This is a genomic window from Olleya sp. KJ81-1, from assembly GCF_055808135.1.
Genome location: NZ_CM147854.1, coordinates 1,618,400 through 1,644,921, shown reverse-complemented (window position 1 = coordinate 1,644,921; position 26,522 = coordinate 1,618,400). Strand labels below are relative to the sequence as shown.

At 32.6% G+C, this 26,522-nt stretch carries 24 protein-coding genes, 5 tRNA genes and 1 pseudogene; 27 read left to right on the top strand and 3 right to left on the bottom strand.

Annotated features, from left to right (window positions below; genetic code table 11):
* Positions 1-189: 189 nt before the first annotated feature.
* A complete protein-coding gene (locus AC0L3M_RS07860; protein WP_473432415.1) occupies positions 190-1,170 on the top strand; it encodes a hypothetical protein in 981 nt (326 codons plus the stop codon).
* A 3-nt stretch (positions 1,171-1,173) separates the two neighbouring features.
* On the opposite strand, the gene AC0L3M_RS07855 is transcribed toward AC0L3M_RS07860, so the two are convergent.
* Complete coding sequence (locus tag AC0L3M_RS07855) at positions 1,174-2,445, bottom strand: exo-beta-N-acetylmuramidase NamZ family protein (protein ID WP_473432414.1); 1,272 nt, start codon at positions 2,443-2,445, stop codon at positions 1,174-1,176.
* Positions 2,446-2,453: 8 nt separating this feature from the next.
* Between AC0L3M_RS07855 and AC0L3M_RS07850 the strand changes: the two genes are divergently transcribed.
* The 3 genes from AC0L3M_RS07850 (at position 2,454) to AC0L3M_RS07840 (ending at position 5,746) form a co-directional block, all read left to right on the top strand.
* Positions 2,454-3,689: an ABC transporter permease gene (locus tag AC0L3M_RS07850; protein ID WP_473432413.1), complete on the top strand. Its 1,236-nt coding sequence runs from the start codon at positions 2,454-2,456 to the stop codon at positions 3,687-3,689.
* A 276-nt stretch (positions 3,690-3,965) separates the two neighbouring features.
* Positions 3,966-4,946 (top strand): PLP-dependent cysteine synthase family protein, encoded by a 981-nt coding sequence (locus tag AC0L3M_RS07845; RefSeq protein ID WP_145002575.1) that lies wholly within the window; start codon positions 3,966-3,968, stop codon positions 4,944-4,946.
* Between the two features lie 371 nt (positions 4,947-5,317).
* Entirely contained in the window at positions 5,318-5,746 is a 429-nt protein-coding gene (locus tag AC0L3M_RS07840; RefSeq protein ID WP_028283634.1) for an FKBP-type peptidyl-prolyl cis-trans isomerase, read from the top strand.
* A 95-nt stretch (positions 5,747-5,841) separates the two neighbouring features.
* On the opposite strand, the gene AC0L3M_RS07835 is transcribed toward AC0L3M_RS07840, so the two are convergent.
* Together AC0L3M_RS07835 and AC0L3M_RS07830 are read right to left on the bottom strand one after the other, a co-directional pair.
* Positions 5,842-7,026 carry an MFS transporter gene (locus AC0L3M_RS07835; protein ID WP_473432412.1) on the bottom strand — a complete coding sequence of 395 codons (1,185 nt, stop codon included), beginning with the start codon at positions 7,024-7,026 and terminating at the stop codon, positions 5,842-5,844.
* Positions 7,027-7,220: 194 nt separating this feature from the next.
* Positions 7,221-7,937, bottom strand: coding sequence for a DUF6090 family protein (locus tag AC0L3M_RS07830; protein ID WP_473432411.1), 717 nt, complete (start codon positions 7,935-7,937; stop codon positions 7,221-7,223).
* A gap of 155 nt (positions 7,938-8,092) precedes the next feature.
* Here AC0L3M_RS07830 and AC0L3M_RS07825 point away from each other — a divergent pair, with 155 nt between their 5' ends.
* The 23 genes and pseudogenes from AC0L3M_RS07825 (at position 8,093) to rpoB (ending at position 26,466) form a co-directional block, all read left to right on the top strand.
* The gene (locus AC0L3M_RS07825; RefSeq protein ID WP_473432410.1) at positions 8,093-9,367 is read left to right on the top strand and encodes a DUF2851 family protein; all 1,275 of its coding nucleotides are present in this window, start codon (positions 8,093-8,095) and stop codon (positions 9,365-9,367) included.
* Positions 9,368-9,379: 12 nt separating this feature from the next.
* The gene (locus AC0L3M_RS07820; protein WP_292949775.1) at positions 9,380-9,607 is read left to right on the top strand and encodes a PspC domain-containing protein; all 228 of its coding nucleotides are present in this window, start codon (positions 9,380-9,382) and stop codon (positions 9,605-9,607) included.
* A gap of 3 nt (positions 9,608-9,610) precedes the next feature.
* Positions 9,611-10,635: pseudogene (locus AC0L3M_RS07815) on the top strand (potassium channel family protein).
* A gap of 92 nt (positions 10,636-10,727) precedes the next feature.
* On the top strand, positions 10,728-12,344 hold the full coding sequence (locus AC0L3M_RS07810; protein WP_292949773.1) for an alanine/glycine:cation symporter family protein: 1,617 nt from the start codon (positions 10,728-10,730) through the stop codon (positions 12,342-12,344).
* An 18-nt stretch (positions 12,345-12,362) separates the two neighbouring features.
* Positions 12,363-13,250 (top strand): ComEA family DNA-binding protein, encoded by an 888-nt coding sequence (locus tag AC0L3M_RS07805; protein ID WP_473432409.1) that lies wholly within the window; start codon positions 12,363-12,365, stop codon positions 13,248-13,250.
* 24 nt (positions 13,251-13,274) lie between these two features.
* Positions 13,275-14,444, top strand: a complete 1,170-nt coding sequence (locus AC0L3M_RS07800; RefSeq protein ID WP_292949769.1) for an acyl-CoA dehydrogenase family protein — start codon at positions 13,275-13,277, stop codon at positions 14,442-14,444.
* 103 nt (positions 14,445-14,547) lie between these two features.
* A complete protein-coding gene (locus AC0L3M_RS07795) occupies positions 14,548-15,975 on the top strand; it encodes a carboxypeptidase-like regulatory domain-containing protein (protein WP_473432408.1) in 1,428 nt (475 codons plus the stop codon).
* A gap of 82 nt (positions 15,976-16,057) precedes the next feature.
* On the top strand, positions 16,058-16,252 hold the full coding sequence (rpsU, locus tag AC0L3M_RS07790) for a 30S ribosomal protein S21 (protein WP_145002548.1): 195 nt from the start codon (positions 16,058-16,060) through the stop codon (positions 16,250-16,252).
* 201 nt (positions 16,253-16,453) lie between these two features.
* A complete protein-coding gene (locus AC0L3M_RS07785) occupies positions 16,454-17,251 on the top strand; it encodes a tyrosine-type recombinase/integrase (RefSeq protein ID WP_473432407.1) in 798 nt (265 codons plus the stop codon).
* Between the two features lie 25 nt (positions 17,252-17,276).
* Positions 17,277-17,591, top strand: coding sequence for a ribosome hibernation-promoting factor, HPF/YfiA family (gene hpf, locus AC0L3M_RS07780; protein ID WP_292949763.1), 315 nt, complete (start codon positions 17,277-17,279; stop codon positions 17,589-17,591).
* A gap of 88 nt (positions 17,592-17,679) precedes the next feature.
* Positions 17,680-17,753, top strand: a tRNA-Thr gene (locus AC0L3M_RS07775).
* A 76-nt stretch (positions 17,754-17,829) separates the two neighbouring features.
* Positions 17,830-17,911, top strand: a tRNA-Tyr gene (locus AC0L3M_RS07770).
* Positions 17,912-17,957: 46 nt separating this feature from the next.
* Positions 17,958-18,030, top strand: a tRNA-Gly gene (locus tag AC0L3M_RS07765).
* Between the two features lie 11 nt (positions 18,031-18,041).
* Positions 18,042-18,113 (top strand) — tRNA-Thr (locus AC0L3M_RS07760).
* 67 nt (positions 18,114-18,180) lie between these two features.
* The gene (gene tuf / locus AC0L3M_RS07755; RefSeq protein WP_028283621.1) at positions 18,181-19,368 is read left to right on the top strand and encodes an elongation factor Tu; all 1,188 of its coding nucleotides are present in this window, start codon (positions 18,181-18,183) and stop codon (positions 19,366-19,368) included.
* 61 nt (positions 19,369-19,429) lie between these two features.
* Positions 19,430-19,502: transfer RNA gene (locus AC0L3M_RS07750), tRNA-Trp, on the top strand.
* A gap of 80 nt (positions 19,503-19,582) precedes the next feature.
* A complete protein-coding gene (gene secE / locus AC0L3M_RS07745) occupies positions 19,583-19,777 on the top strand; it encodes a preprotein translocase subunit SecE (RefSeq protein WP_028283620.1) in 195 nt (64 codons plus the stop codon).
* Between the two features lie 68 nt (positions 19,778-19,845).
* A complete protein-coding gene (gene nusG, locus AC0L3M_RS07740) occupies positions 19,846-20,337 on the top strand; it encodes a transcription termination/antitermination protein NusG (protein WP_473432490.1) in 492 nt (163 codons plus the stop codon).
* A 71-nt stretch (positions 20,338-20,408) separates the two neighbouring features.
* Entirely contained in the window at positions 20,409-20,849 is a 441-nt protein-coding gene (gene rplK / locus AC0L3M_RS07735; RefSeq protein ID WP_028283618.1) for a 50S ribosomal protein L11, read from the top strand.
* 17 nt (positions 20,850-20,866) lie between these two features.
* On the top strand, positions 20,867-21,556 hold the full coding sequence (gene rplA, locus AC0L3M_RS07730; protein WP_145002539.1) for a 50S ribosomal protein L1: 690 nt from the start codon (positions 20,867-20,869) through the stop codon (positions 21,554-21,556).
* A gap of 20 nt (positions 21,557-21,576) precedes the next feature.
* The gene (gene rplJ / locus AC0L3M_RS07725) at positions 21,577-22,098 is read left to right on the top strand and encodes a 50S ribosomal protein L10 (RefSeq protein WP_473432406.1); all 522 of its coding nucleotides are present in this window, start codon (positions 21,577-21,579) and stop codon (positions 22,096-22,098) included.
* A gap of 59 nt (positions 22,099-22,157) precedes the next feature.
* On the top strand, positions 22,158-22,532 hold the full coding sequence (gene rplL, locus AC0L3M_RS07720; protein ID WP_028283615.1) for a 50S ribosomal protein L7/L12: 375 nt from the start codon (positions 22,158-22,160) through the stop codon (positions 22,530-22,532).
* Between the two features lie 121 nt (positions 22,533-22,653).
* Positions 22,654-26,466, top strand: a complete 3,813-nt coding sequence (gene rpoB / locus AC0L3M_RS07715; protein WP_145002533.1) for a DNA-directed RNA polymerase subunit beta — start codon at positions 22,654-22,656, stop codon at positions 26,464-26,466.
* The last annotated feature ends 56 nt before the right edge of the window (positions 26,467-26,522 follow it).

Genomic DNA, 26,522 nt, shown 5'->3' with positions numbered 1-26,522 from the left:
CATAATTAATTAGCGGTTAAAGCTTTAAATCATTGATAATCAGATAAATTAACTATTCGTCGACTATTTTATGTAGTTCGGCTAATTATAGATAAATTATGTTCAGATTTGTATGTAATATCCCAATTTCATAATACATTTGGTCTCCCTTATAACTGATTTTTAGCGTAACTATATAAAATTTATATTATGATTAGGCAAAAAATAACATTACTACTATTCTTAATGTTAATGCTAAGTACTTCGGTATTTTCGCAAGTTAAAACAACTATAGTTGAAAATGTAAATGCAACCAAAGCAGGACTTGTTCATGTACTAAACAGAACAGGAGATACTATTATACTTAAAAGTAGCTCATCTATCTATAGATTTAGTTTCTTATATCATTCTCAAAAAGAGTCTGTTTTAATGGATCTAGATAGTAAGGAAGCAAAAATTCCATTACACCATTTTGAAGTAGGACAATATACCGTTGTTGCCTATCGTGAAGATGCTGTGTATCCAATTTCTTTAAACAGAGTTGGTGCTATTACTAAGCCAATAGATGCTATTGCAGATTTAGAAGAAGATGTTTTAAGAGCCAGTTTGTCTAATGACGAGCAGCGTAAAAGAAACATTAAGCCTAGACACAATGCAAGTAGTGACACACGTTTAGCTAGTGTTGCAAATAAAAGCAAAGAAGCTGCTGAAGCTAAAGAAAGAGAACAAAGAGCGTTGATAAAAAGAGCAGCAGAAGATACAGCTAGAAAAAATCAGGCTTTAGCTGAAGCGAAACAAAAAGAGCAAGAGCAAAGAGAATTAATCAAAAAAGAAGCTGAAGCTAGATCTAAACAAGAACACGCTTTAGCGGAAGCTAATAGAGCAAAAGCTGAAAGAGAGAAAGCAGACAGACAATTAGCACAAATTGAAGCTAATAAACAAGCTATAAAAGAAAGAGCATTAGCAGAAAAAAGAAGAGAAGAGTTAAGAGCTATTGCTGAAGCAGAAAGAAAAGAAGCAGATGCACGTATTGCAAATGTTCAAACTGTAGTGACAGAAGACAATAAGCTTGAGAAAAAAGAAGTGAAATATAACATCTCTGTTATACAAGATGGATCTGTAGAAAAGCAAACCAGAGAAGAATACAGAAAAGAAAACTTAAGACCTAACGGTCTACCTTACGAAGATTAATCTTTATTGATATAATAAATAAGGTTTACGTTTAACCATAAAATCATTTAAGCCACTTGTCCAAGTGGCTTTTATTTTGTCCTCACTCCAACCTGCTTCAATTTGTTGTTGCAGTTTTTTAGTACCAGCAAGTTTTGTAAAAAAACCATTAGTAATAAAAAAATCAGATTTCGTAGATGTGGTATTATAAGCATTAATTAAGTAGCTTAAGTTTAAACCACTTTGTTGTTTAATATTACTTAAATTATAACCATGACAGACTTTGTTTTCATGCTTTGGGTATTTAGCACCTTCGTTAGATTTAGGCGTAAAAGCATAATCTGTATTTGGTAAAAAAGGCGAACCATATATCTGGAACTGCAAATCCGTACCACGACCAGCACTTACATTAGTACCTTCAAAAAAGCATAAACTAGGGTATAAGTTTATAGCCTGAGCATTAGGTAAGTTTGGAGACGGTTTAATAGGTAAGTCATAAGCCATTTGTCTATTGTAATTTTTTATAGTAATTACTTTTAAATTACACTTTACACCATTGTTTAGCCAATTTTCACCATTAATCATTTGTGCATATTCGCCAATAGTCAAACCATGCACCACAGGTACAGGATGCATACCAACAAAGCTAGTATATTCTTTTTCTAAAACTGGACCATCAATATAATGTCCATTTGGATTTGGTCTATCTAAAACAATCAAGGTTTTATTTTGTTCAGCGCAAGCTTCCATGACATAATGTAAAGACGATATATAGGTGTAAAAACGTGCACCAACATCTTGAATATCAAAAATAACTACATCAATATCTTGTAATTGTGCAACGGTAGGTTTTTTATTATTTCCGTATAATGATATTATAGGTAAACCCGTTTTTGTGTCAATACCATCTTTAACCACTTCGCCAGCATCTGCAGTACCTCTAAAACCATGTTCTGGAGCAAATACTTTTTTAACAGTAACACGTAGGTCTAGTAAAGTATCAACAATATGGGTATTACTATCATAGGTTGGTGTTTTACTAATGGAAGTATTTTTAAAGATTACGCTAGTTTGATTAGCAACTATACCAACACGTTTCCCTTTTAATAAAGGTAAATACGCTTCGGTTTGGTTGGCACCAACAATAATAGGCTTAGTTGTGCTGTTATCTAAAGTAGTTTCTGTTTTAGCCAAAACAGTATTAATTTCATTTATATTATTTTTCGTTTTAGAAGCGCAAGAAATTAGTATTAAAACAAATAATAAAGCTGTATTTTTGAAAACATTAAATCGCATAATCTAGTTTGAATTTCGAGTTTTTTATAGCTAAACGCATAATTGATAGTAAAGCGTATAAAAGTAGCATATCGGCACCAATAATAAAAATTGGTATCGTAGCAATTGCATTAGGTATTATTGTAATGATGATTGCTATTGCAACAGGTATTGGTTTACAACAAAAAATCAGAGAAAAAGTAATCGCTTTTAATGGTCATAGTATTATTCAAAATTACGATAATAACAACTCGCAAGAAAGCATAAGACCAATCTCTACCAATCAAGACTTTTATCCAACATTTAAAAATGTACCAGAAGTAACGCATATACAAGGTACTGCAACTAAATCCGGAATTATTAGATTAGAAAACGATTTTGAATATGTTGTTATAAAAGGTGTAGGTGCAGACTACGACTGGCAATATTTTAAAACATTTTTAACAGACGGTCGCTTACCTGACTACACAAAGGATATCAGTACAGATGTTTTAATATCGCAATACCTAGCTAATAGATTACAATTAAAATTAAACGATCGTATAAACACCTATTTTTTAAGAGAGGACACCACCAAACCTCCACGTGTAATTACCTATAATATTGTGGGTGTTTACAATTCAGGTTTGCAAGAGATGGACCAACTATATATGATTGGTGACATCAAACAAATCCAACGATTAAACAAATGGGAGGAGGACCAAGTAGGACGTTTCGAGGTTTTTATTGACGATTATAATACCTTAGAAGCCACAGGAGACGCCATTTTTAAAGAGGTACCTTCTACATTAAATGCTAAAACGGTTGATAAAGAATATCCCTTTATATTCGAGTGGATTAAAATCTTTGACAATAACATTTACGCCATCATCGGGATTATGATATTAGTAGCAGGTATTAACATGATCACAGCTTTGCTAGTCTTAATTTTAGAACGTACCCAAATGATAGGTATCCTAAAAGCCTTAGGAAGTGCTAACAATAGCATTCGTAAAATATTTTTATACAACGCAGCTTATTTAATATTAAAAGGACTATTTTGGGGTAATGTAATAGGATTAAGTTTACTATTATTACAAAAATATTTCGGTTTATTCCCATTAGACCCAAAAACCTATCACGTCTCTGCAGTGCCAGTTTACATTAATATAGGTTACATAATAGCATTAAACATTGGTACCTTTATTTTGTGCTTGTTAATGCTGTTAGTCCCATCATATATTATTTCAAAAATTTCGCCAGTAAAAGCCATACGTTTTGATTAAATAATTTGGGCGTTACCACAAGGGTCGCGTCATCCACTATATCTTTTTTGCGCATAAGCGCGCACAAAAAAGGATGTCGTTTCTACCGCTAACGCAATCAACCCTAAGGACAGTTTTAAAATAAATTAATGTAGTTTTAACTTTCAATTTTAGACAATTAACGTACTTTTGCAAAATCAAAATTAGAAACAAGTACGTCTTAATTTCAAGCGTTAGCTTAAAGGATTAATCATAAATTAGACGCTTTTTTCTTCAATAAAAAAATAAAATACCTTAATGAAATACGCAAATAACATTTTAGAAACCATCGGTAATACACCATTAGTAAAACTAAACAAACTAACAGCAGAGTTACCATGTTTAGTATTGTCTAAATACGAAACCTTTAACCCAGGAAACTCCGTTAAAGACCGTATGGCACTACAAATGATAGAAGATGCAGAAGCAGATGGACGTCTTAAACCAGGAGGAACAATTATAGAAGGGACTTCAGGTAATACAGGAATGGGATTAGCATTAGCAGCAATTATAAAAGGATACAAATGTATTTTTGTAATGGCAGATAAACAAAGTAAAGAAAAGGTAGATATCTTAAAAGCAGTAGGCGCAGAGGTAGTGGTTTGCCCAACAGCAGTTGAGCCTGAGGATCCAAGATCATACTACTCGGTATCAAAAAGATTAAGCACAGAAATAGAAAACAGTTGGTACGTAAACCAATACGATAATCCAAGTAATGCCAAAGCACATTACCAAAGTACTGGACCAGAAATCTGGGAACAAACAGATGGTAAAATCACGCACTTTGTTGTTGGTGTAGGTACAGGAGGAACAATCTCTGGAGTTGGTAAATACTTAAAAGAACAAAATCCAAATATCAAAATTTGGGGAATAGATACTTACGGTTCGGTATTTAAAAAGTACCACGAAACAGGGATTTTTGACGAAAACGAAATCTATCCATACGTAACAGAAGGTATTGGAGAAGATATCCTTCCAAAAAACGTAGACTTTAGTATTATCGATGGTTTTACTAAAGTAACAGATAAAGATGCTGCAGTATATACACAAAGACTATCAAAAGAAGAAGGTATGTTTTTAGGTAATAGTGCAGGAGCAGCAATTAAAGGTGTGTTACAATTAAAAGAGCACTTTACTAAAGACGATGTTGTTGTGGTATTATTCCATGATCATGGAAGTCGCTATGTTGGTAAAATGTTTAACGACGACTGGATGCGTAAAATGGGTTACATAGACTAATCCTAATTAACATAATAATTTAAAAAGCTAACAAAGTAACTTGTGGGCTTTTTTTATGACCTACAATTTAGTAAAATATTACATGGGTATTTTGCAGTTTTGACACCTTAATTTTTTGTTATTTACATAAACATGACAGAGTTGCTGATTTGGGTAAATAAGTATTTTCTAAATACTTAAAACAGCTACAGTACTATTATCAAAGGAATGGGAGACGTTTAGTAAACCGCAATTTAATCTAAAATAAGTTTGTTGACCTTAAATCTAGGGTTTGGCTTGGTTTTAGCGTTTAACCTGTCAGTACGTTTAAACTATAATAATTACAGCATAAAAATTATGCAAAACGTACGTTTTAAAATTTATAATGTAGTATGAATCAAGTAAAAGAAAACAACACGGTTAAAGTAAATTACACAGGTAAATTATCTGATGGACAAATTTTTGATACGTCTGAAGGAAGAGAGCCTTTAGAGTTTACTTTAGGTCAAGGACAATTAATTCCTGGTTTTGAAAAAGGAGTTATTGATATGAAATTAAACGAAAAAAAGACCATCACAATTGCTAAAGAAGAAGCTTATGGTGATGTTAATCCAGCTTTAATTCAAGAAGTAAGTAAAGCAGATTTACCTCAGGATATGACGCCAGAAGTAGGTATGGGATTAGTGTCTAAAACGCAAGATGGTCGCGAGACTAACTTAATGGTAGTAGAAGTTAAAGAAGAAACTATCGTTTTAGATGCAAACCATCCATTAGCTGGTAAAGATCTTGTTTTTGATTTAGAAGTGGTAGATATCAAATAATACAAGTTATCAAATAAAATAAGACTCTTATTTTATAAGTATCCCAACACTAATTGTGTGTAGTAATACAGCAATTAGTATTGGGATTTTTTTGTTTATTGGCTAATAGTAGGTTTCTTTTTACCACTTAAAGCAAGTAAACCCAAAATTGGACCTAAAGCTAAAATCACATAAATTCCGTTGGAAGTAGTCGATTCAATTAAAGCAGTTAATAATTGTATACTTATTATAGAGATTGCAAAACCAATACAATTTACAATAGTAAGTGAGGTGCCTTTAAGCTGTGGTGTTGCACTTTCAGCAATTAAAGTCGATAATAAAGGTGAATCAGCAACGACGACCATTCCCCAAAACATTAAAAAACCAACAAATATATTTGTTGAGGTTACTGTAAATAGTAAAGACGAAAGTAAACAGCAAATACAAGATAATAGCAATGCTATAAAAGCAGTCTTTTTAGTCCCAATATGTTGTGCAACATAGCCACTTATAATACAGGCAACACCTCCTAATCCAATAATTAAAAAAGATAATAACGGAATATTCAAATCTGCAATATTATGGTTAATACTATATTGTTTAAGTATTATAGGTGTAAAAACCCAAAACGCATATAATTCCCACATGTGACCAAAATAACCAAAAGCAGCATGTCTAAAGTTGTGTTTTTTAAAGATTGTAAAACACGCTTTAAAATTAGTGTGTAAACTAGGTTTACGATAAGGACCATCTGGTACTAAAAATAAAATTAACAAACCTCCAATTACAGCAAGTGTGGATGTTGTAATTAATACAGACTTCCATGGGTAGCTACTTGTAAAATCTTTTAATAAATGCGGAAAAGCAGTACCAAGCACTAAAGCGCCAACCAAAAAACCAAGCGATTTACCCAAACCTGTATTAAAGTAGTCCGTTGCTATTTTCATACCAATTGGGTAGATACCAGCTAAACAAAAACCTGTTAAAAACCGAAGCAGTAATAAGCTTGTTAAAGTATGTCCATTCCAGATAATAGCTAAGTTAAAGGTTGCTCCAAACAAGGCGCTTATAAAAAACACTTTGGATGGCGAAAAGCGATCTGCAATAGTTAAAATAGCAAATACTAGTGTACCAATAATAAATCCAAATTGTACAGCAGAAGTTAGATGCCCTAAAGCACTAAGCTTTAAATTAAAATTTAGGACCATGTCATTAATCACACCATTACCTGCAAACCAAAGTGAGGTACAGCAAAACTGAGCGATGACAATTATGGGTAGTATTAATTTATTGGGTTTCAATGCTAGTATATGACTATGTTTTGGTCTGTCAAGCGAAGTTAAAGGTTTTTAATTGATTTACTAAGTGTGTTTGTGTAGGTTTAGTAGTGTGATTTAGTAATCAAGTTGGCAATATATTACAAATGGAATGTTCATTGGGAATATTTGTAAGTAAAATAAAATTAGCTTTTTATAATACCTATTTTGTGTTGTCGTTATTTGTCTATTCGTTCTAAAATAGCTGCTCTGATATTTTTCAATTCAACTATTCCAAATTCCAAATTTGGAAGATAAGCATTGTATAATTTCTGGTAACTACTTATAACATAACGTCTATATTCTTGACTATTTACAAAATAATCTTGCAGCTCTTCACTGCTATTATCTTTTGTTATTCTTTTGCTTATCCATTCGGGATACCACCTGTAATTATCTCTAAATATATTTACAACTTGGTAGCTTTCGTCAGAAATTTTTTTCTCTATAGTGTTAAGGGTTGTTGAAGTATCATATAATTCAATTAAGTACAACGATAGACTATCTTTTGAAGCGATTGATTTTAAGCGTTCAATACCACCTTTATTCATATTAATTATTGGACCTCCAGCCATTATTCTAGATAATCCATCGTCTAATAAGTCTACTGTTCTAGTATCTAAAATGACAGCATCATAAATGGGTTTAATAGAATCGTAATATTTGATAACACTTGAAAACTCGCTAATGTCATTATCTAAATCAAGTGCAATCTGATTGTAAATATCTATAATTTCAGATTGTTGCTTTCGGTTCTCATTCCAATTGTTAATCTGTAATGCAATTAAAATTCCAATAACTACAAGTATTATTTCTCCGATTGCGTATTTGATGTACTTTCCCAGTTTTCCTTCTGAAAGTAAATTTTGTCTAATTTTTCTAAAGAATTTTATCATTGGTTAGCGGTTTGTGTTAATGATGCGCAACATATACATAAGACAAGTTTTTAATTTGCTTTATCGAAGGTTCAGTCAAGTTAATAGTTTTAAGTTTAGAAATCAATACGTATAACTACGTATTTTTCTTACATAAAAAAGTGTAACTTTAAGCCATGCAAGAAGATTTTTTACACTATCTCTGGAAACTTAAAAAATTTGAAACCTTAAATCTCCAGACCACAAAAGGAGAGCAAGTTGTTATCCAAAATGTAGGCACACATAATTATCATACTGGTCCAGATTTTTTTAATGCGCAACTTATAATTGCTGGTCAATTATGGGCTGGCAATGTCGAGATCCATATTAAATCTAGCGATTGGTACGTGCATAATCATGAAGTTGATCCTAATTACGATAATGTAATTTTACATGTTGTTTGGGAGCATGACACACCTGTTTTTAGAAAAGACAACTCAGAAATACCAACCATCCAGCTTAAAAATTATGTGTCTCAAGTGGCTTTAAATAATTATGCTAAGCTATTTAATAGTAAACAAACTTGGATTAATTGCGAAAACACGATTGCTAATGTTACTCCTTTTGTTGTCACAAATTGGTTAGAGCGTTTGTTTTTTGAACGTTTAGAAAGTAAAGCAAAAGCTATTGAAGCTATTTTAAAAGCTTCTAATAATAACTGGGAAGCTGTTTTGTTTAAATTACTTGCTAAAAATTTTGGTCTTAAAGTTAATGGAGACGCTTTTTTTAGTTTGGCTAACAGCTTTGATTTTTCAGTAGTTAGAAAACAGCAAAGTAATTTACAAAGTTTAGAAGCTTTGTTTTTTGGTCAAGCAGGTTTATTGGATCAGGATATTCAGGAGGCGTATTATATTGCACTACAAAAAGATTATACGTTTTTAAAACAAAAATTTAAAATTGATAATGCTAGTGTTAGTCCGTTTCAGTTTTTTAGACTGCGTCCACCAAATTTTCCTACGATTAGGTTGTCACAATTAGCCAGTGTATACCATTTGCACCAAAACGTGTTCTCAAAAGTTATTGCTTCGGATAGTGTTGCGGATATTTATAAATTGTTTTCGGTGTCAACCTCTCCATTTTGGGAGTCGCATTATACGTTTGACAAAGTATCTTCAGCCAGAAAAAAGCAAATTACAAAGTCTTTTGTGGATCTGTTATTAATAAACACAATCATTCCGCTTAAATTTTGTTATGCAAAACAACAAGGTAAATCTATTGAGGAAGAGATTGTTAGTTTAATGCAACAACTAAAACCAGAAAAAAACGGAATAGTAGATAAGTTTGCTAGCTTAAAAGTGGTTTCGGGATCAGCGTTGGATAGTCAAGCAGTCATTCAGCTTAAAAATTTATATTGCGATACAAACCGTTGCTTAAAATGTGCAATTGGTAATACTATACTTGCACAAAATTAATTATCTTGCAGTATGCAATTTTTATATAAACAGCTACACTATTTTCAAAAACGAGGCTATCACGTCTGTCAGCGTATAGCAGATCGTTTGGGTATTAGAGCCAAAGTAGTGCGCACCTCGTTTATGTATTTAACCTTTGCAACACTAGGTTTTGGTTTTGCGTTGTACTTATTTTTAGCATTTTGGATGCGCATAAAAGATATTGTATACACTAAACGCTCATCGGTGTTTGACCTTTAAATTATGACTAACCCACTAATTACACTTTACAGATCTAAAATATATACTGCAATTGCATTATTAATTATACTATTAGTTATTGGTGTTATTGGCTTTAGGTTTATGTCCCACTACACTTGGGTGGACGCTTTTTATATGACAGTAATAACCATAACTACTGTTGGCTTTGGAGAAGTGCAACCTTTAGACGATAAGTCTAAAATTTTCACCATCTTTTTAATTTTAAACAGTGTTGTTATTGTAGGTTATGCTTTAACTATTATTACCGAATTTATTTTAAGTAAAAATAATATTGAAGAACTAAAACAAAAGAAAATGCAGAAAAAATTGATGCACTAAATAACCATATTATTATATGTGGTTTTGGTCGAAACGGTAAACAAGCTGCAACCAAATTATTGGCGCATAAGCAACCTTTTGTAATTATAGAGCGAAACAAAGAGATTATTGAAAAATTTGAAGACGAAAACACACCTTTTGTTTTGGGTAATGCTAATGAAGATGAAATTTTATTGCAAGCAGGAATCACTAGAGCAAGTACCTTAATTTCGGCCTTACCAAATGATGCAGATAATTTATTTGTTGTATTATCTGCAAGACAAATGAAAAATGATTTACGCATTATAAGTCGCGCTTCTCAAGAAACTTCTTACGAAAAATTAAAGCTAGCTGGTGCCAATAACGTGATTTTACCAGATCGTATTGGTGGTGACCATATGGCTTCCTTAGTGGTTGTACCAGATTTAATAGAGTTTATTGATAATCTAGCTATAGTAGGAGAAAGTAATATTAATATTGAAGAAGTACAAGTAGAAAAACTTTACGATCCTAAAACAGGAATCAAGACTATTAAAGACTTAGACTTACGTCATAAAACAGGATGTACTGTCATTGGTTTTAAGGATGGTAATGGTGAGTATATTGTAAATCCTGAAGCCGAATTAAAATTAGTGCCTAACTCTAAAGTTATTGTCCTTGGACGACCAGAACAAATCCAAAAACTAAACACTGTTTTTAGTTTAGACTAATTAATGTATTTAACAAGAATTCTTTTAAAAATTCAGCATTTTTTTGCATCTTGCTAATCTTAACTTAAAATTAACTAACAAATAAATAAATTATGAAGAAATATCTTCTCTCGATGTTTACATTAATATTACCATTGCTAACCTTTGCTCAAGATAGTACAGCAGATAGTATAGACGCTATCTTTAAAAAATATACAGGTTGGTTTGTTGAAGGTATTTTCTCTGAAATTCCTTTTACCGATACTATAAAAATTCCGTGGGTATTAATTGTTCTTATTGGAGGTGCTTTATTTTTTACAATTTATTTCAAGTTTATCAATATTACTGGATTTAGAACTGCAATTAAAGTAGTACAAGGTAAATATGAGGATATTGAAAAACATGGTGTAGACTCATTATATGGAGATCAAACACCAGGTGGAGATATCATTGAAACAATGAAAGCTGAAGGTGCAGATGGAGAAGTGTCTCACTTCCAAGCGTTAACAGCAGCATTATCTGCTACAGTAGGTTTAGGTAATATTGCAGGTGTTGCAGTAGCGCTATCAATTGGTGGTCCAGGTGCAACATTTTGGATGATTATTGCAGGACTTTTAGGTATGGCATCTAAGTTTGCCGAGTGTACTTTAGGTGTAAAATATAGAGATGTAGGTGAAGACGGAACAGTATATGGTGGACCAATGTACTACCTAACTAAAGGATTAAAAGAAAAAGGAGCTGGCGGAATTGGTAAAGTTTTAGCTGTGCTTTTTGCAATATTTGTAGTTGGTGGATCTTTTGGAGGTGGTAACATGTTCCAAGCCAATCAAGCAGCAGCTCAGTTTACAAAATTATTTAATCTTACAGGAGAAAATGCAGGAATGTACTTTGGGATTGTAATGGCTGTATTAGTAGCTATTGTAATTATTGGAGGTATTAAGCGTATTGCATCAGTAACAGAAAAAGTAGTGCCATTTATGGCTGGTATTTATGTATTAGCAGCATTAATTATTTTGTTTGCTAACTTTACGTTAATTGATGATGCGTTTATGGCTATATTTAATGGTGCATTTACACCATTAGCAGGATTAGGTGGTGTTATTGGAGTAATGATTCAGGGTGTACGTCGTGGAGCATTCTCTAATGAAGCTGGTGTAGGGTCTGCAGCAATTGCACACTCTGCAGTACGTACTAAATATCCAGCAAGTGAAGGTATTGTTGCGTTGTTAGAGCCTTTTGTAGATACAGTTGTAATTTGTACAATGACAGCTTTAGTAATTGTAATTACAAACTTTGATGGTGGTTTTATGGAATACGGTGTAGAAATTAAAGAAGGTGTAGAGATTACAGCTACAGCTTTTGATACGGTTATTCCTCACTTCTCAATCGTGTTAACAATAGCAGTTATTTTATTTGCTTTTAGTACAATGATTTCTTGGTCATATTATGGTATGCAAGGATGGGTTTTCTTATTCGGAAAAGGAAAAATTACAGATTTAATTTATAAAATTTTATTCTTATTATTTGTTGTTGTAGGAGCTTCGATTAGTTTAGGAGCTGTTATTGACTTCTCTGATGCTATGATTTTTGCAATGGTAGTGCCAAATATTATTGGTGTAGTTATGTTATCTCCAGTTATTAAAAAGGAGCTTACTAAGTATATGAATGCTATCAACAAAAAAGAAGATGCTATTGAAGATGGTGCAACAGATTTAGTTGATGAAATGTAAAATATAAAAAACATTATAATGACTTTTAAATCCCACTTTCAGTTTTCTAAAAAACAACGAAGTGGGATTTTTTTATTGCTATTAATTTTGATTGTAGTGCAAAGTTTTTATCACTTTTTATTACCAAAATTGATGGATACAAATCCTGACTTTGCTTCAAATGATTCAGAAGTTATTGCATTTGTTAAACAAATAGACTCGCTTAAAGCAATTCAATTAGAAAAACGTAAGCCAAAGATTTATCCCTTTAATCCAAATTTTATTACCGATTATAAAGGTTATACTTTAGGATTAAGCAATCAAGAGATTGATAGATTGTTAGCTTTTAGGAAGCAAGACAAATGGATTAATTCTGTAAAACAATTTCAAGACGTTACTAAGGTATCCGATTCGGTATTGAACAAAATTTCGCCTTTTTTCAAATTTCCTGATTGGGTAACAAATCCAAAGCCAAAGCAGACTAATTTTAAAACAGGTTATTCAAAAACAGCAAAAACTGAAGCGCAGAAGCTTGATTTAAATTCCGCTACAGCGATACAATTACAAAAAGTATATGGCATAGGACCTTCATACTCTGAACGTATCATTAAATTTAGGAATAAAATTAATGGGTTTCACTCGTTTATAGAGTTGCAACAAGTATACGGATTAACGCCAGAGGTTATAGATAATATTAAATCGGATTTTAGTATTAAAACACCAAGAGCAATTACTAAAATTGCATTAAATACAGCAACTAAAGAGCAGTTGGTGACTATTAAGTATATTGATTATGAGGTAGCACACAGTATAATTGAAGAACGCACCTTGCGTGATGGGTTTAAATCCATTGACGAATTAACAAAAGTTAACGGTTTTCCTGTTAATAAATTAGAGATAATTAAGTTATCTTTACGTCTAGATTAGAACTTAACAATAACACAACGTATTATGGAAAATATGTACTTCAGTGAAGAGCATAATTTATTTAGAGAAAGCTTACGCGAATTTTTAAAAAAAGAAGTCGTACCTCATATTGATAAATGGGAAAAAACAGGAAGTATAGAACGCTTTATTTGGAAAAAATTTGGCGATATGGGCTTTTTTGGTATTAGTTACCCAGAGCAATATGGCGGAATGGATTTAGATATTTTCTATATGGTTATTTTGCTAGAAGAATTACAAAAAATCAACTCAGCTGGTTTTGCAGCAGCAATGTGGGCACACGCTTATTTAGCAATGACGCATTTAAAAGCAGAAGGTAGTGATGCCATAAAAGAAAAATATCTAACAGCTAGTATTACTGGAGACATGATTGGATGTCTTTGTATCACAGAGCCTTTTGGAGGTAGTGATGTTGCAGGAATGCGATCTACAGCTGTTAAAAAAGGAGATACATATGTAATTAATGGATCAAAAACATTTATTACAAACGGAGTATACAGCGATTATTTAGTAGTTGCCGCAAAAACAAATCCAGAAATAGGTAATAAGGGTATTAGTATTTTCTTAATTGATAGAGATACGCCTGGTGTGTCTGCAACTAAATTAGATAAATTAGGTTGGAGAGCATCAGACACTGGAGAGATTGCATTTGATAATGTAACAATTCCAGCATCTAACTTAATGGGAGAAGAAAATAAAGGGTTTGCATACATCATGCAACATTTTGCGACAGAGCGTTTAATTATGGGTGTAAATGCACATGCTAGAGCAGAGTTTGCTTTGGATTACACGATGCAATACATGTCAGAGCGTACAGCTTTTGGTAAAACAATTGACCGTTTTCAGGCATTAAGACACCGTTTAGCAGACCATATTACAGAAGTAGAAATCTGTAAAACATTTAACTATACAATTGCAGATAGATTAGGAAAAGGTGAGTACGTAGTAAAAGAAGCTACGATGTCTAAATTAAAATCTACAAAAGTAGCAGACGAGGTTATTTACGATTGTCTTCAGTTTTTAGGTGGTTATGGTTACATGGAAGAATATCCATTAGCAAGACTATTAAGAGACAGTAGGCTTGGACCAATTGGTGGTGGTACTTCAGAAATCTTAAGAGAGATTATCGCTAAAATGGTAATAGATGGTAAAGATTATAAGCCTGCTACAAAATAATTTGATTAGCTTTTTAGCGAAAATAAATGTTTATTTTCGCTAAAATAGTAATCTTTAAAAAGATTATGTTTCTGCTAACAAATAATATTTAAAAGTATTTAAAATGAAATTGACTCAGATCAAATCCACAGTAATTATAATATTTTTACTCGTAGGAAGCTTTGCTGTGGCACAAACCGAATTAAAAAATAAAGTTGTAGACTTTATGAGTATGATGCCAATTGAAAACGCAAGTGTTTATATTCAAAACACAACAATTGGTACTATTACAAATGCAGATGGTAAGTTTGTGTTATTAGTGCCTAAAACGTATGAAAAGGATACCATTATCATTTCTTCAATTGGTTTTAAAAGCTACAAAACAACAATAGATCAGTTTGATAACGAGTTTGATATTTTATTAGAGGAAGATGTAGCATCCTTAGATGAAATCTTGATTATCGCAGAAAACAGACCCAAAACGGGAAACGATATTGTACTTAGAGCGCTAGAAAAATTAGAAAATAACCTTCCAGAATTACCATACTTACAAAAAGGTTTTATAAGACATAAAGAGCGAAATAAAAAAGAATTTAAATGGTTGGTTGAAAGTGCAATTACTTTGTATGACGATTCTAGTTATGTCACAGGAGGAAAAGATAATCTTAAAATAAACGTAGATCAGGTCAGAAAAAGTTACGATTTACGTGATGTAGATAGTTTATTTTCATATGCTACATATTTAAAATATAATGCCAATGTTAATTTAAAACCTAAAAATTTACGAAGAGATACTATCGCTAAATCATCACTAATAAAGTCTATTAAATGGAATGATACTAGAGTAAATGGTTTAGATAATTTGTTTAAAGGAAAACTTAATTTAGTACGTAATTCTAAAAGTCCAAAAGCATTGTTAGGTAAAGATGTGTTAGCAACACATCAATTTAAATTAGATACGATTTTAGTTGATAACGAAAGAAAAATTTATAAAATTAAGATAGATAAAAGTGAAGATTTTGTTGGTTTAGACACAGAAGGCATTTATAACGAAGGTTATATTGCAGAAGGTTGGATATACATTTATTGGGATAATTTTGCAATTAAAAAAATTGAATATCAATTAAAAGCAGGATCTAATGCGCAAAAAAGTAGAAGTAAAACCTTATTTGATACGCAAATAAACCATAAACTAGTTATATCCTACATGGAATATCAAGATAGAATGTATCCAAATTATATCTATTACGAAACTCCAAAACTTGTCAATGTTGGTTATAAACCCGTAGGTAAAATTGATAAAGAAGAGGAAGCACTTTTTAATAAGGAAGAACGGTTTTATTATACAGTACAAGAAATTTTGTTTACAGAAATAATTCAAGATCAAGAACAAGTACAAGCAGCTTTAAATCAAGACTGGGATTCAGATATTTTTTCTATAAAACCTTACGATAAAACATTTTGGGAAAACTATAATACATTGCTAGAAAGTGAAGAAGACGAAAAGTTAATTAAGGATTTAACTAAACGTTCCACACTTTTTAAACAATAAAAAGCACTTTTTTTATTGTAAAATATAAATAACTAATTATATTTGCGCCTCAAAATTTTAAAAGAGAGGAGGTTAAGACACTATGTTAATAATTCCAATAAAGGACGGAGAAAATATAGAACGAGCATTAAAACGCTACAAACGTAAGTTTGATAAAACGGGAACTAGAAGAGTTTTGCAAGGTCGTAAGCAATTTGTTAAACCGTCAATAGAAAATAGAGCTAAAATTCAAAAAGCTCAATATGTACAACATTTAAGAGATCAAGAAGCTTTATAAATAGTTTCAATTAATAAAAAAAGCCACTAATTAGTTAGTGGTTTTTTTATTTTTACACATACCCAAAACAAAAAAGGTATATTTATAAAACTTAAATACTATACGCTTAATGCTACTAAAAGCCTTTTTAGATTACCTGTTGCTTGAAAAAAATATTCCCAGCTAACTGTTAATGCTTATAAAAAAGATATAGAATCCTTTATGGCATTTATTTCTAGTGAAGAAGAAACAAATACTATTCAAGAAACAAATTATTCGCAAATTAGATCTTGGATTGTTAATTTAGTTCAAAAAGGAATAACCAACAGAAGTATAAATAGAAAGATCTCTGCATTAAATGGCTTCTTTAAATTCCTACTTAAAATTGAAGAAGTAAAGCTAAATCCACTTTCAAAACATAAGGCATTAAAAACAAGTAAAAAAGTTCAAATCCCCTTTTCAGAAAATGAAATTAATACAGTTCTAGATCAAATTAACCACAATCAAGATTTTGAAGGTGTTAGAAATAAATTAATAATAGAATTATTTTACTCGACAGGAATTAGACGTATAGAGTTGATAAACATTAAATTAAAAGATATTGATTTAGAAAATAAGACAATTAAAATTTTAGGTAAAAGAAATAAAGAACGTATTATTCCTTTATTAAACATGGTAATGGATAGTGTAGAGATTTATAAGTTAGAAAGAAATAAATTAGAAACTATTACAGATAATGAGTATTTGTTTTTAACAAAAAAAGGAGTTAAAGTATATGAAACTCTTGTCTACAGAATTATAAATGATTACTTTAGTAAAGCTTCAACTAAGGTGAAGAAAAGTCCACATATTCTTAGACATTCTTTCGCTACGCACTTATTAAATCAAGGTGCAGAGCTAAACGCAGTCAAAGAGCTATTAGGGCATTCTAGTTTAGCAGCTACTCAAGTTTATACTCACAATAGTATAGCTGAGTTAAAAAAAGTATACGCAAAAGCACACCCTAGAAGTAAAAAATAAATGTTTAACCACTAAATTTTAAAGTATGAAGGTAAACACACAGGCAGTAAACTTTAATGCCAATCCCCAATTATTGGAGTTCATCCAAAAACGAATGGATAAACTTGAAATGTACTATGACAAAGTAATTCAATCAGAAGTCTATCTTAAAGTAGAAAAGAGTAGTAATAAGCTTAATAAAATATTTGAAGCAAAAATAAATGTGCCAGGTGATTGCTTGGTTGTTAAAAAGCAATGTAAGACATTTGAAGAGGGAGCAGACATAGCTGTAGCCTCTTTGGAAAGGCAATTAAAAAAGCGAAAACAAAAATTAAGAGAAAATTTTAAAAATATTTCATAAAAATGTTTTGAATAATTAAATAAATATTTACATTTGCAGTCCGTTAGAAATAGCGGGCTTTTTTTAGAAGTAAAATTAGCAGAAAAAAGCCGATGTAGCTCAGCTGGCTAGAGCAGCTGATTTGTAATCAGCAGGTCGTGGGTTCGAGTCCCTCCATCGGCTCAAAATAAAGTTAAAGTAGATAATTATTTGTTTTAACTTTGCATAAGTTCTTTAATAGAGTGAAAAGTTTAAAATAGGGGAGATACTCAAGCGGCCAACGAGGGCAGACTGTAAATCTGCTGACTACGTCTTCGCAGGTTCGAATCCTGCTCTCCCCACTTTTTTTAAAAGATTATTTTAAACAACAAAGGATTTTAAATAATTGCGAGAGTAGCTCAGTTGGTAGAGCGTCAGCCTTCCAAGCTGAATGTCGCCGGTTCGAACCCGGTCTCTCGCTCTAATATTTAAGCCGGTGTAGCTCAGGGGTAGAGCGTTTCCTTGGTAAGGAAGAGGTCACGGGTTCAATTCCCGTCATTGGCTCAGAATAAAGAATACAAATTAAGAATACACTAATATTATTATATAACTAAGATTAAATTATTAAAACATGGCAAAGGCAACTTTCGATCGTTCAAAACCACACTTAAATATTGGTACAATTGGACACGTAGATCACGGTAAAACAACTTTAACTGCTGCTATTACTAAAGTATTAGCTGATGCAGGTTTATCAGAAGCAAGATCATTCGATCAAATTGATAACGCTCCTGAAGAAAAAGAAAGAGGTATCACAATTAATACATCACACGTAGAGTATTCTACAGCTAATCGTCACTATGCACACGTAGATTGTCCAGGTCACGCCGATTACGTAAAAAACATGGTAACTGGTGCTGCACAAATGGATGGAGCTATATTAGTTGTAGCTGCAACTGATGGTCCTATGCCACAAACACGTGAGCACATCTTATTAGGTCGTCAAGTTGGTATCCCAAGAATCGTTGTATTCTTAAATAAAGTGGATATGGTTGATGATGAAGAGCTTTTAGAGTTAGTAGACATGGAGGTTAGAGAATTATTATCTTTCTATGAGTATGATGGAGATAATGGACCTGTAGTTTCTGGTTCTGCATTAGGAGCTTTAAATGGTGAGCAAAAATGGGTGGATACAGTAATGGAATTAATGGCGCAAGTTGATGCGTGGATCGAAGAGCCATTACGTGAGGTTGATAAGCCTTTCTTAATGCCTATCGAGGATGTATTCTCTATTACAGGTCGTGGTACTGTTGCAACAGGACGTATCGAAACTGGTATTGCTAATACAGGAGATCCTGTAGAGATTATTGGTATGGGTGCTGAAAAATTAACATCTACAATTACAGGAATCGAAATGTTCCGTCAAATATTAGATAGAGGTGAAGCTGGAGATAACGCAGGTATTCTTTTAAGAGGTATTGAGAAATCTCAAATCTCAAGAGGAATGGTAATTGTTAAGCCAGGTTCAGTAACACCACACGCTAAATTTAAAGCTGAGGTTTATATCCTTAAAAAAGAAGAAGGTGGACGTCATACTCCATTCCATAATAACTACCGTCCTCAATTTTACGTTCGTACAACTGACGTAACTGGAAACATCGCGTTACCTGAAGGAGTTGAGATGGTTATGCCAGGAGATAACTTAACTATTCATGTTGAGTTAATCCAAAAGATCGCAATGAATGTTGGATTACGTTTCGCTATACGTGAAGGTGGTAGAACAGTAGGAGCAGGTCAGGTAACTGAAATTTTAGACTAATTAATAGTTTATAATATATATAATTAAGGCACTTTGTTATGAAGTGCCTTGATTTATATTTACGGGTTTAGCTCAGTTGGTAGAGCACTGGTCTCCAAAACCAGGTGTCGGGAGTTCGAGTCTCTCAACCCGTGCAACTAAAATCAAATGCAAAATTTGTTTTTAAATAGTATTAAAGGAGTCCGCTCCATTGGATGACATTAAATAAAATAACATGGCTGGAATTGTAAATTATATAAAAGAATCATTTGGAGAGTTAAAAAACAATGTTACTTGGACACCATGGTCTGAGGCACAAAGTTTAACTATTCTTGTGGCTGTTTTTTCTATTATTTTTTCTTTAGCTATTTGGGGTATTGATACTGTTTTTAGTAAAGTAATTAGTTTATACTTTAATTTAATAGGATAGATTGATATGGCGGAAGTTGGAGAAAAAAATGGTACGTAGTAAGAGCTGTAAGTGGTCAAGAAAATAAGATTAAGGCTTATATTGAAAATGAAATAGCTAGACTAGGCTTACAAGATTATGTTGAGCAAGTTTTAGTTCCTACTGAAAATGTTGTGCAAATCAGAAATGGTAAAAAGGTAAACAAAGAAAAAGTTTACTTTAGTGGTTACATAATGATTAAAGCAAATCTTACTGGAGAAATACCGCATATTATTAAATCTATTACAAATGTTATTGGTTTTTTAGGTGCTACTAAAGGTGGAGATCCGTTACCTCTAAGACAGTCTGAAGTAAATAGAATGTTAGGTAAAGTGGATGAGTTATCTGTAGATGCGGATGTAAATGTGGCTATACCTTTTACTAAAGGTGAAACCGTTAAAGTTATCGACGGTCCATTTAATGGATTTGATGGAACTATTGAGAATATAAATGAAGAAAAACGTAAGTTAGAGGTAATGGTTAAAATCTTTGGAAGAAAGACGCCATTAGAGTTAAGTTACATGCAAGTAGAAAAAATATAATAATTGTTACACTAATAATAATGCATTTTTAAGCTTCCACTTAATTAATGCATCAATTTAATTCATTCAAAATGGCAAAAGAACTAGGAAAAGTAGTTAAACTACAAGTTAGGGGAGGTGCAGCGAATCCTTCGCCACCGGTTGGACCCGCTCTAGGTGCTGCAGGAGTTAATATCATGGAGTTTTGTAAGCAGTTTAATGCTAGAACTCAAGATAAAGCTGGTAAAGTTTTACCAGTGGTGATTTCAGTTTACAAAGACAAATCATTTGACTTTGTAATCAAAACACCACCAGCTGCTGTACAGTTACTAGAAGCGGCCAAAGTGAAAAAAGGTTCGGGAGAACCACACGTTAAGAAAGTAGCAAAAGTTTCTTGGGATCAAATCAAAACTATTGCGGAAGACAAAATGGTAGATTTAAATGCATTTACTTTAGACTCTGCAATGAAGATGATTGCTGGTACTGCAAGATCTATGGGTATAACTGTTAAAGGTGGTGATGCACCAAATTAACCTAAAAAGATTTTAAAATGGCAAGATTAACAAGAAAACAAAAAGAAGCTGTAGCTAAAATTGAAAAGGATAAAGTTTATTCTATCAAGGAAGCTTCAGTATTAATAAAAGATATTACTAACACTAAATTCGACGCTTCTGTTGATTTAGCAATACGTTTAGGTGTAGATCCTCGTAAAGCTAATCAAATGGTTAGAGGTGTTGTCTCTCTTCCTCATGGAACTGGTAAAGATACTAAAGTATTAGCTTTAGTAACACCAGACAAAGAGGCTGAAGCTAAAGAAGCTGGTGCTGATTATGTTGGTTTAGACGAGTACCTTGATAAAATCAAGAGTGGTTGGACTGACGTTGACGTAATTATTACTATGCCTAGTGTTATGGGTAAATTAGGTCCTTTAGGACGTGTATTAGGTCCTCGTGGTTTAATGCCTAACCCTAAGACTGGAACGGTAACAATGGATGTTGCAAAAGCTGTAACAGAAGTGAAAGCTGGTAAAATTGATTTTAAAGTTGATAAAACTGGTATCGTTCATGCTTCAATTGGAAAAGCTTCATTTACTGCTGATAAGATTGAAGACAATGCAAACGAATTATTAACAACAATATTAAAACTTAAACCAACTGCTGCAAAGGGAGTTTATGTAAAGAGCATTTTTATGTCTTCTACCATGAGTCCTAGTATTGCTGTGGATACTAAAATAGGTTAAGGAGTTAAAAACTTTATATTATGACTAGAGAAGAAAAATCACAAGTAATTAAAGACTTAACTGTACAATTAGCCGAAAATTCAAATATCTATATAGCAGATATTTCTGGTTTAAACGCAGGTACTACTTCTGACTTACGTCGCGCTTGTTTCAAAGCAAACATTAAGTTAGCAGTTGTTAAAAACACATTACTTGAAAAAGCGATGGAAGCTTCAGACAGAGATTTTGGAGATTTACCATCAATACTAAAAGGAAATACATCTGTGATGTATTCCGAAACTGGTAATGCTCCAGCTAAGGTAATAAAGACTTTTAGAGAAAAATCTGATAAGCCTTTATTAAAAGGTGCTTTTATTGAAGAAGCAGTTTACTTAGGAGACAATCAGTTAGATATGTTAGTAGACATCAAGTCTAGAGAAGAGTTAATTGGTGATATAGTAGGATTACTACAGTCTCCAGCTAAGAATGTTATTTCGGCTCTTAAATCTAGCGGTGGAACACTTTCAGGTATCTTAAAAACATTATCTCAGAAAGAGGGATAATATCAAATTAGGCACTATTACAATTATATATTAAATTACAAAATTAAAACGATAGAAAAATGGCAGATTTAAAAGATTTCGCAGAACAATTAGTTAACCTTACTGTAAAAGAAGTAAATGAGTTAGCTACTATTTTAAAAGATGAATATGGTATCGAACCTGCTGCTGCTGCAGTAGCTGTTGCAGCTGGACCAGCTGCAGGAGGTGATGCTGCTGAGGCTCAAACTGAATTCGATGTAGTTCTTAAAGCTGCTGGAGCATCTAAGCTTGCAGTTGTAAAATTGGTTAAAGAATTAACTGGTTTAGGATTAAAAGAAGCTAAAGAATTAGTTGATAGCGCACCAAGCAACATCAAAGAAGGAGTTTCTAAAGATGAAGCTGAAGGTTTAAAAACTTCTTTAGAAGAGGCAGGAGCTGAGGTTGAGCTTAAGTAAGCTTACCAAATAATTTTACAAAGGTTTAGGTCTGAAGCATGTGCTTTACGACCTAAACCATTTGTCGTATATAGTGATTAGCTATATAAAATAATTTTTTTAATCAAAATTTCGTCCATTGATGTTAGTAACACAAGCTGAAAGATTAAATTTCTCGTCTATTGTAAATAGAACAGAATACCCGGATTTCATGGATATTCAGATTAAATCCTTCCAGGATTTTTTCCAGTTAGAAACAAAATCTGAAGAAAGAGGTGATGAAGGTCTATACAATACCTTCATGGAGAACTTTCCAATTACAGACACACGTAATCAATTCGTATTAGAATTTTTAGATTACTTTATTGATCCACCAAGATATACCATTGAAGAATGTATTGAAAGAGGACTAACTTATAGCGTTCCATTAAAAGCTAGGTTAAAGTTATATTGTACAGACCCTGAACATGAGGATTTCGAGACCATTGTCCAGGATGTGTACCTAGGAACTATACCTTACATGACACCTTCAGGTACTTTTTGTATCAACGGAGCAGAACGTGTAGTAGTTTCTCAATTACATAGATCTCCAGGTGTATTTTTTGGTCAGTCTTTCCATGCAAATGGAACCAAATTATATTCAGCAAGAGTTATTCCTTTTAAAGGATCATGGATAGAATTCGCTACAGATATTAACCAAGTAATGTATGCGTACATTGATAGAAAGAAGAAGTTACCAGTAACTACTCTTTTTAGAGCTATTGGTTTTGAACGCGACAAAGATATATTAGAAATTTTTGACCTTGCAGAAGAGGTTAAAGTTTCTAAGTCTGGTCTTAAAAAAATCATTGGTCGTAAATTAGCTGCTCGTGTATTAAATACATGGCATGAAGATTTTGTTGATGAAGATACTGGTGAGGTAGTTTCTATTGAGCGTAATGAGATTGTTTTAGATCGTGATACAGAATTAGATAAAGATAATATTGAGGAAATTCTTGAGATTGACGTTAAAACTATTCTTTTACATAAAGAAAGTGCTCAACAGGGAGATTATGCAATTATCCATAATACACTTCAAAAGGATCCAACAAACTCTGAAAAAGAAGCTGTTGAACATATTTATAGACAACTACGTAATGCTGAGCCGCCAGATGAGGAAACAGCACGTGGTATTATAGATAAATTATTCTTTAGTGATCAACGTTATTCTCTTGGAGAAGTTGGACGTTACAGAATGAATAAAAAATTACAATTAGATATTGGAATGGATAAGCAAGTGCTTACCAAAGAAGATATTATTACCATAATTAAATATTTAATTGAACTTATCAATTCTAAAGCAGAGATTGATGATATTGATCACTTATCTAACCGTCGTGTACGTACAGTAGGAGAACAATTATCTTCTCAGTTTGGTGTTGGTTTAGCTCGTATGGCACGTACTATTCGTGAGCGTATGAATGTTCGTGATAACGAGGTTTTTACACCTATAGATTTAATTAATGCTAAGACGTTATCGTCTGTTATTAATTCTTTCTTTGGTACAAACCAATTATCGCAATTTATGGACCAAACTAATCCTCTTGCCGAAATTACGCATAAGCGTCGTTTATCAGCATTAGGACCAGGTGGTTTATCAAGAGAAAGAGCAGGATTCGAGGTTCGAGATGTTCACTATACTCACTATGGTAGACTTTGTCCAATTGAAACTCCTGAGGGACCAAACATTGGATTAATTTCATCATTATCTGTATATGCTAAAGTGAATTCTATGGGATTCATCGAAACGCCTTATAGAAAAGTTACTGATGGAGTTGTTGATATTAAAGGAGCACCTATTTATTTAAGTGCTGAAGAAGAAGAAGATAAATTAATTGCTCAAGCGACTGTTAAAGTTGATGAAGACGGTAAGATTTTACATGATAAGGTAATTGCACGTATGGAAGGTGACTTCCCAGTAATGGATCCTAAAGATATCCATTATACAGATGTAGCACCTAATCAAATTTCATCTATATCTGCTTCACTTATTCCGTTTTTAGAGCATGATGATGCCAACCGTGCACTGATGGGATCTAACATGATGCGTCAAGCTGTTCCGTTGTTACGTCCTCAAGCTCCTATTGTTGGAACTGGTTTAGAGAGACAAGTAGCATCAGATTCTCGTGTTTTAATTAATGCAGAAGGAAATGGTGTTGTGCAATATGTTGATGCAAATGAGATTGTTATCAAGTATGAAAGAACAGAAGACGATGCTAAAGTTAGTTTTGATAGTGATATTAAAACGTATCCATTAGTTAAGTTTAGAAAAACTAACCAGGGAACTTCTATTAATTTAAAGCCAATTGTTAAAAAAGGCGATAAAATTACTAAAGGACAAGTTTTATCTGAAGGTTATGCAACTCAAAAGGGTGAATTAGCTTTAGGAAGAAATATGAAAGTAGCCTTTATGCCTTGGAAAGGGTATAACTTTGAGGATGCAATTGTAATTTCTGAAAAAGTTGTTCGTGAAGATATTTTTACATCTATTCATATTGATGAATATTCTCTTGAAGTTAGAGATACTAAATTAGGAAATGAAGAATTAACAAACGACATACCAAACGTTTCTGAAGAGGCTACTAAAGACTTAGATGAAAATGGTATGATTCGTGTTGGTGCAGAAGTTAAACCTGGTGATATTTTGATTGGAAAAATTACTCCTAAAGGAGAGTCAGATCCAACACCAGAAGAAAAACTTTTACGTGCAATTTTTGGTGATAAAGCTGGAGATGTAAAAGATGCTTCATTAAAAGCTTCACCTTCATTACATGGTGTAGTTATTAATAAAAAATTATTTTCTAGAGCAGTTAAAGATAAAAGAAAGAGAGCTCAAGATAAAGAAGATATAGCTAAATTAGAAAATCTTTACTTTACTAAGTTTGATCAATTACAAGATGTATTAGTTGAAAAACTTTTCACTATTGTTAACGGAAAAACATCTCAAGGTATATTTAATGATTTAGGAGAAGAAGTTTTACCAAAAGGTAAAAAATTCACTCTAAAAATGTTAAATGCTGTTGACGATTATACTCACTTAACAGGTGGTACTTGGACAACTGATGATCATACTAATAAGCTTGTTGCTGATTTAATACACAATTATAAGATTAAAGAAAATGACTTACAAGGGTCTTTAAGACGCGAGAAGTTTACTATATCTGTAGGAGATGAATTACCAGCAGGAATAATCAAGTTAGCAAAAGTTTACATCGCTAAAAAACGTAAGTTAAAAGTTGGTGATAAAATGGCAGGACGACATGGTAACAAAGGTATTGTTGCGCGTATTGTACGTCAAGAGGATATGCCATTCTTAGAAGATGGAACTCCAGTTGATATTGTATTAAATCCATTAGGTGTACCATCTCGTATGAACATTGGACAGATTTATGAAACTGTTTTAGGTTGGGCTGGTCAAGATTTAGGTCGTACGTATGCAACTCCAATTTTTGATGGTGCTACAATTGATCAAATTAACGAGTTAACTGATGAAGCGGGAATCCCTAGATATGGTCATACATATTTATATGATGGAGGAACAGGAGATCGTTTTGATCAACCTGCAACAGTCGGAGTTATCTATATGCTTAAATTAGGACACATGGTAGATGATAAGATGCACGCGCGTTCTATCGGACCATATTCTTTAATTACGCAACAACCTTTAGGTGGTAAAGCACAATTTGGAGGTCAACGTTTTGGAGAGATGGAAGTTTGGGCACTTGAGGCTTACGGAGCATCTGCAACATTAAGAGAAATCTTAACTGTTAAATCGGATGACGTAGTTGGTAGAGCTAAAACTTACGAAGCTATCGTTAAAGGAGAACCAATGCCAGAACCTGGATTACCAGAATCTTTCAACGTATTAATGCACGAATTGAAAGGATTAGGATTAGACATTAGATTAGAAGAATAATTTTAAGTGAGTCGAGCAGTTTTTAATGTATTAAAAACTGCTTTACAAACTGAACA

Bases quoted from the DNA above. Each gene is read 5' to 3' on its own strand.
- AC0L3M_RS07860 (WP_473432415.1), top strand. From the start codon at position 190: ATGATTAGGCAAAAAATAACATTACTACTATTCTTAATGTTAATGCTA.
- AC0L3M_RS07855 (WP_473432414.1), bottom strand. From the start codon at position 2,445: ATGCGATTTAATGTTTTCAAAAATACAGCTTTATTATTTGTTTTAATA.
- AC0L3M_RS07845 (WP_145002575.1), top strand. From the start codon at position 3,966: ATGAAATACGCAAATAACATTTTAGAAACCATCGGTAATACACCATTA.
- AC0L3M_RS07840 (WP_028283634.1), top strand. From the start codon at position 5,318: ATGAATCAAGTAAAAGAAAACAACACGGTTAAAGTAAATTACACAGGT.
- AC0L3M_RS07830 (WP_473432411.1), bottom strand. From the start codon at position 7,937: ATGATAAAATTCTTTAGAAAAATTAGACAAAATTTACTTTCAGAAGGA.
- AC0L3M_RS07825 (WP_473432410.1), top strand. From the start codon at position 8,093: ATGCAAGAAGATTTTTTACACTATCTCTGGAAACTTAAAAAATTTGAA.
- AC0L3M_RS07820 (WP_292949775.1), top strand. From the start codon at position 9,380: ATGCAATTTTTATATAAACAGCTACACTATTTTCAAAAACGAGGCTAT.
- AC0L3M_RS07810 (WP_292949773.1), top strand. From the start codon at position 10,728: ATGAAGAAATATCTTCTCTCGATGTTTACATTAATATTACCATTGCTA.
- AC0L3M_RS07805 (WP_473432409.1), top strand. From the start codon at position 12,363: ATGACTTTTAAATCCCACTTTCAGTTTTCTAAAAAACAACGAAGTGGG.
- AC0L3M_RS07800 (WP_292949769.1), top strand. From the start codon at position 13,275: ATGGAAAATATGTACTTCAGTGAAGAGCATAATTTATTTAGAGAAAGC.
- AC0L3M_RS07795 (WP_473432408.1), top strand. From the start codon at position 14,548: ATGAAATTGACTCAGATCAAATCCACAGTAATTATAATATTTTTACTC.
- rpsU (WP_145002548.1), top strand. From the start codon at position 16,058: ATGTTAATAATTCCAATAAAGGACGGAGAAAATATAGAACGAGCATTA.
- AC0L3M_RS07785 (WP_473432407.1), top strand. From the start codon at position 16,454: ATGGCATTTATTTCTAGTGAAGAAGAAACAAATACTATTCAAGAAACA.
- hpf (WP_292949763.1), top strand. From the start codon at position 17,277: ATGAAGGTAAACACACAGGCAGTAAACTTTAATGCCAATCCCCAATTA.
- tuf (WP_028283621.1), top strand. From the start codon at position 18,181: ATGGCAAAGGCAACTTTCGATCGTTCAAAACCACACTTAAATATTGGT.
- secE (WP_028283620.1), top strand. From the start codon at position 19,583: ATGGCTGGAATTGTAAATTATATAAAAGAATCATTTGGAGAGTTAAAA.
- rplK (WP_028283618.1), top strand. From the start codon at position 20,409: ATGGCAAAAGAACTAGGAAAAGTAGTTAAACTACAAGTTAGGGGAGGT.
- rplA (WP_145002539.1), top strand. From the start codon at position 20,867: ATGGCAAGATTAACAAGAAAACAAAAAGAAGCTGTAGCTAAAATTGAA.
- rplJ (WP_473432406.1), top strand. From the start codon at position 21,577: ATGACTAGAGAAGAAAAATCACAAGTAATTAAAGACTTAACTGTACAA.
- rplL (WP_028283615.1), top strand. From the start codon at position 22,158: ATGGCAGATTTAAAAGATTTCGCAGAACAATTAGTTAACCTTACTGTA.
- rpoB (WP_145002533.1), top strand. From the start codon at position 22,654: ATGTTAGTAACACAAGCTGAAAGATTAAATTTCTCGTCTATTGTAAAT.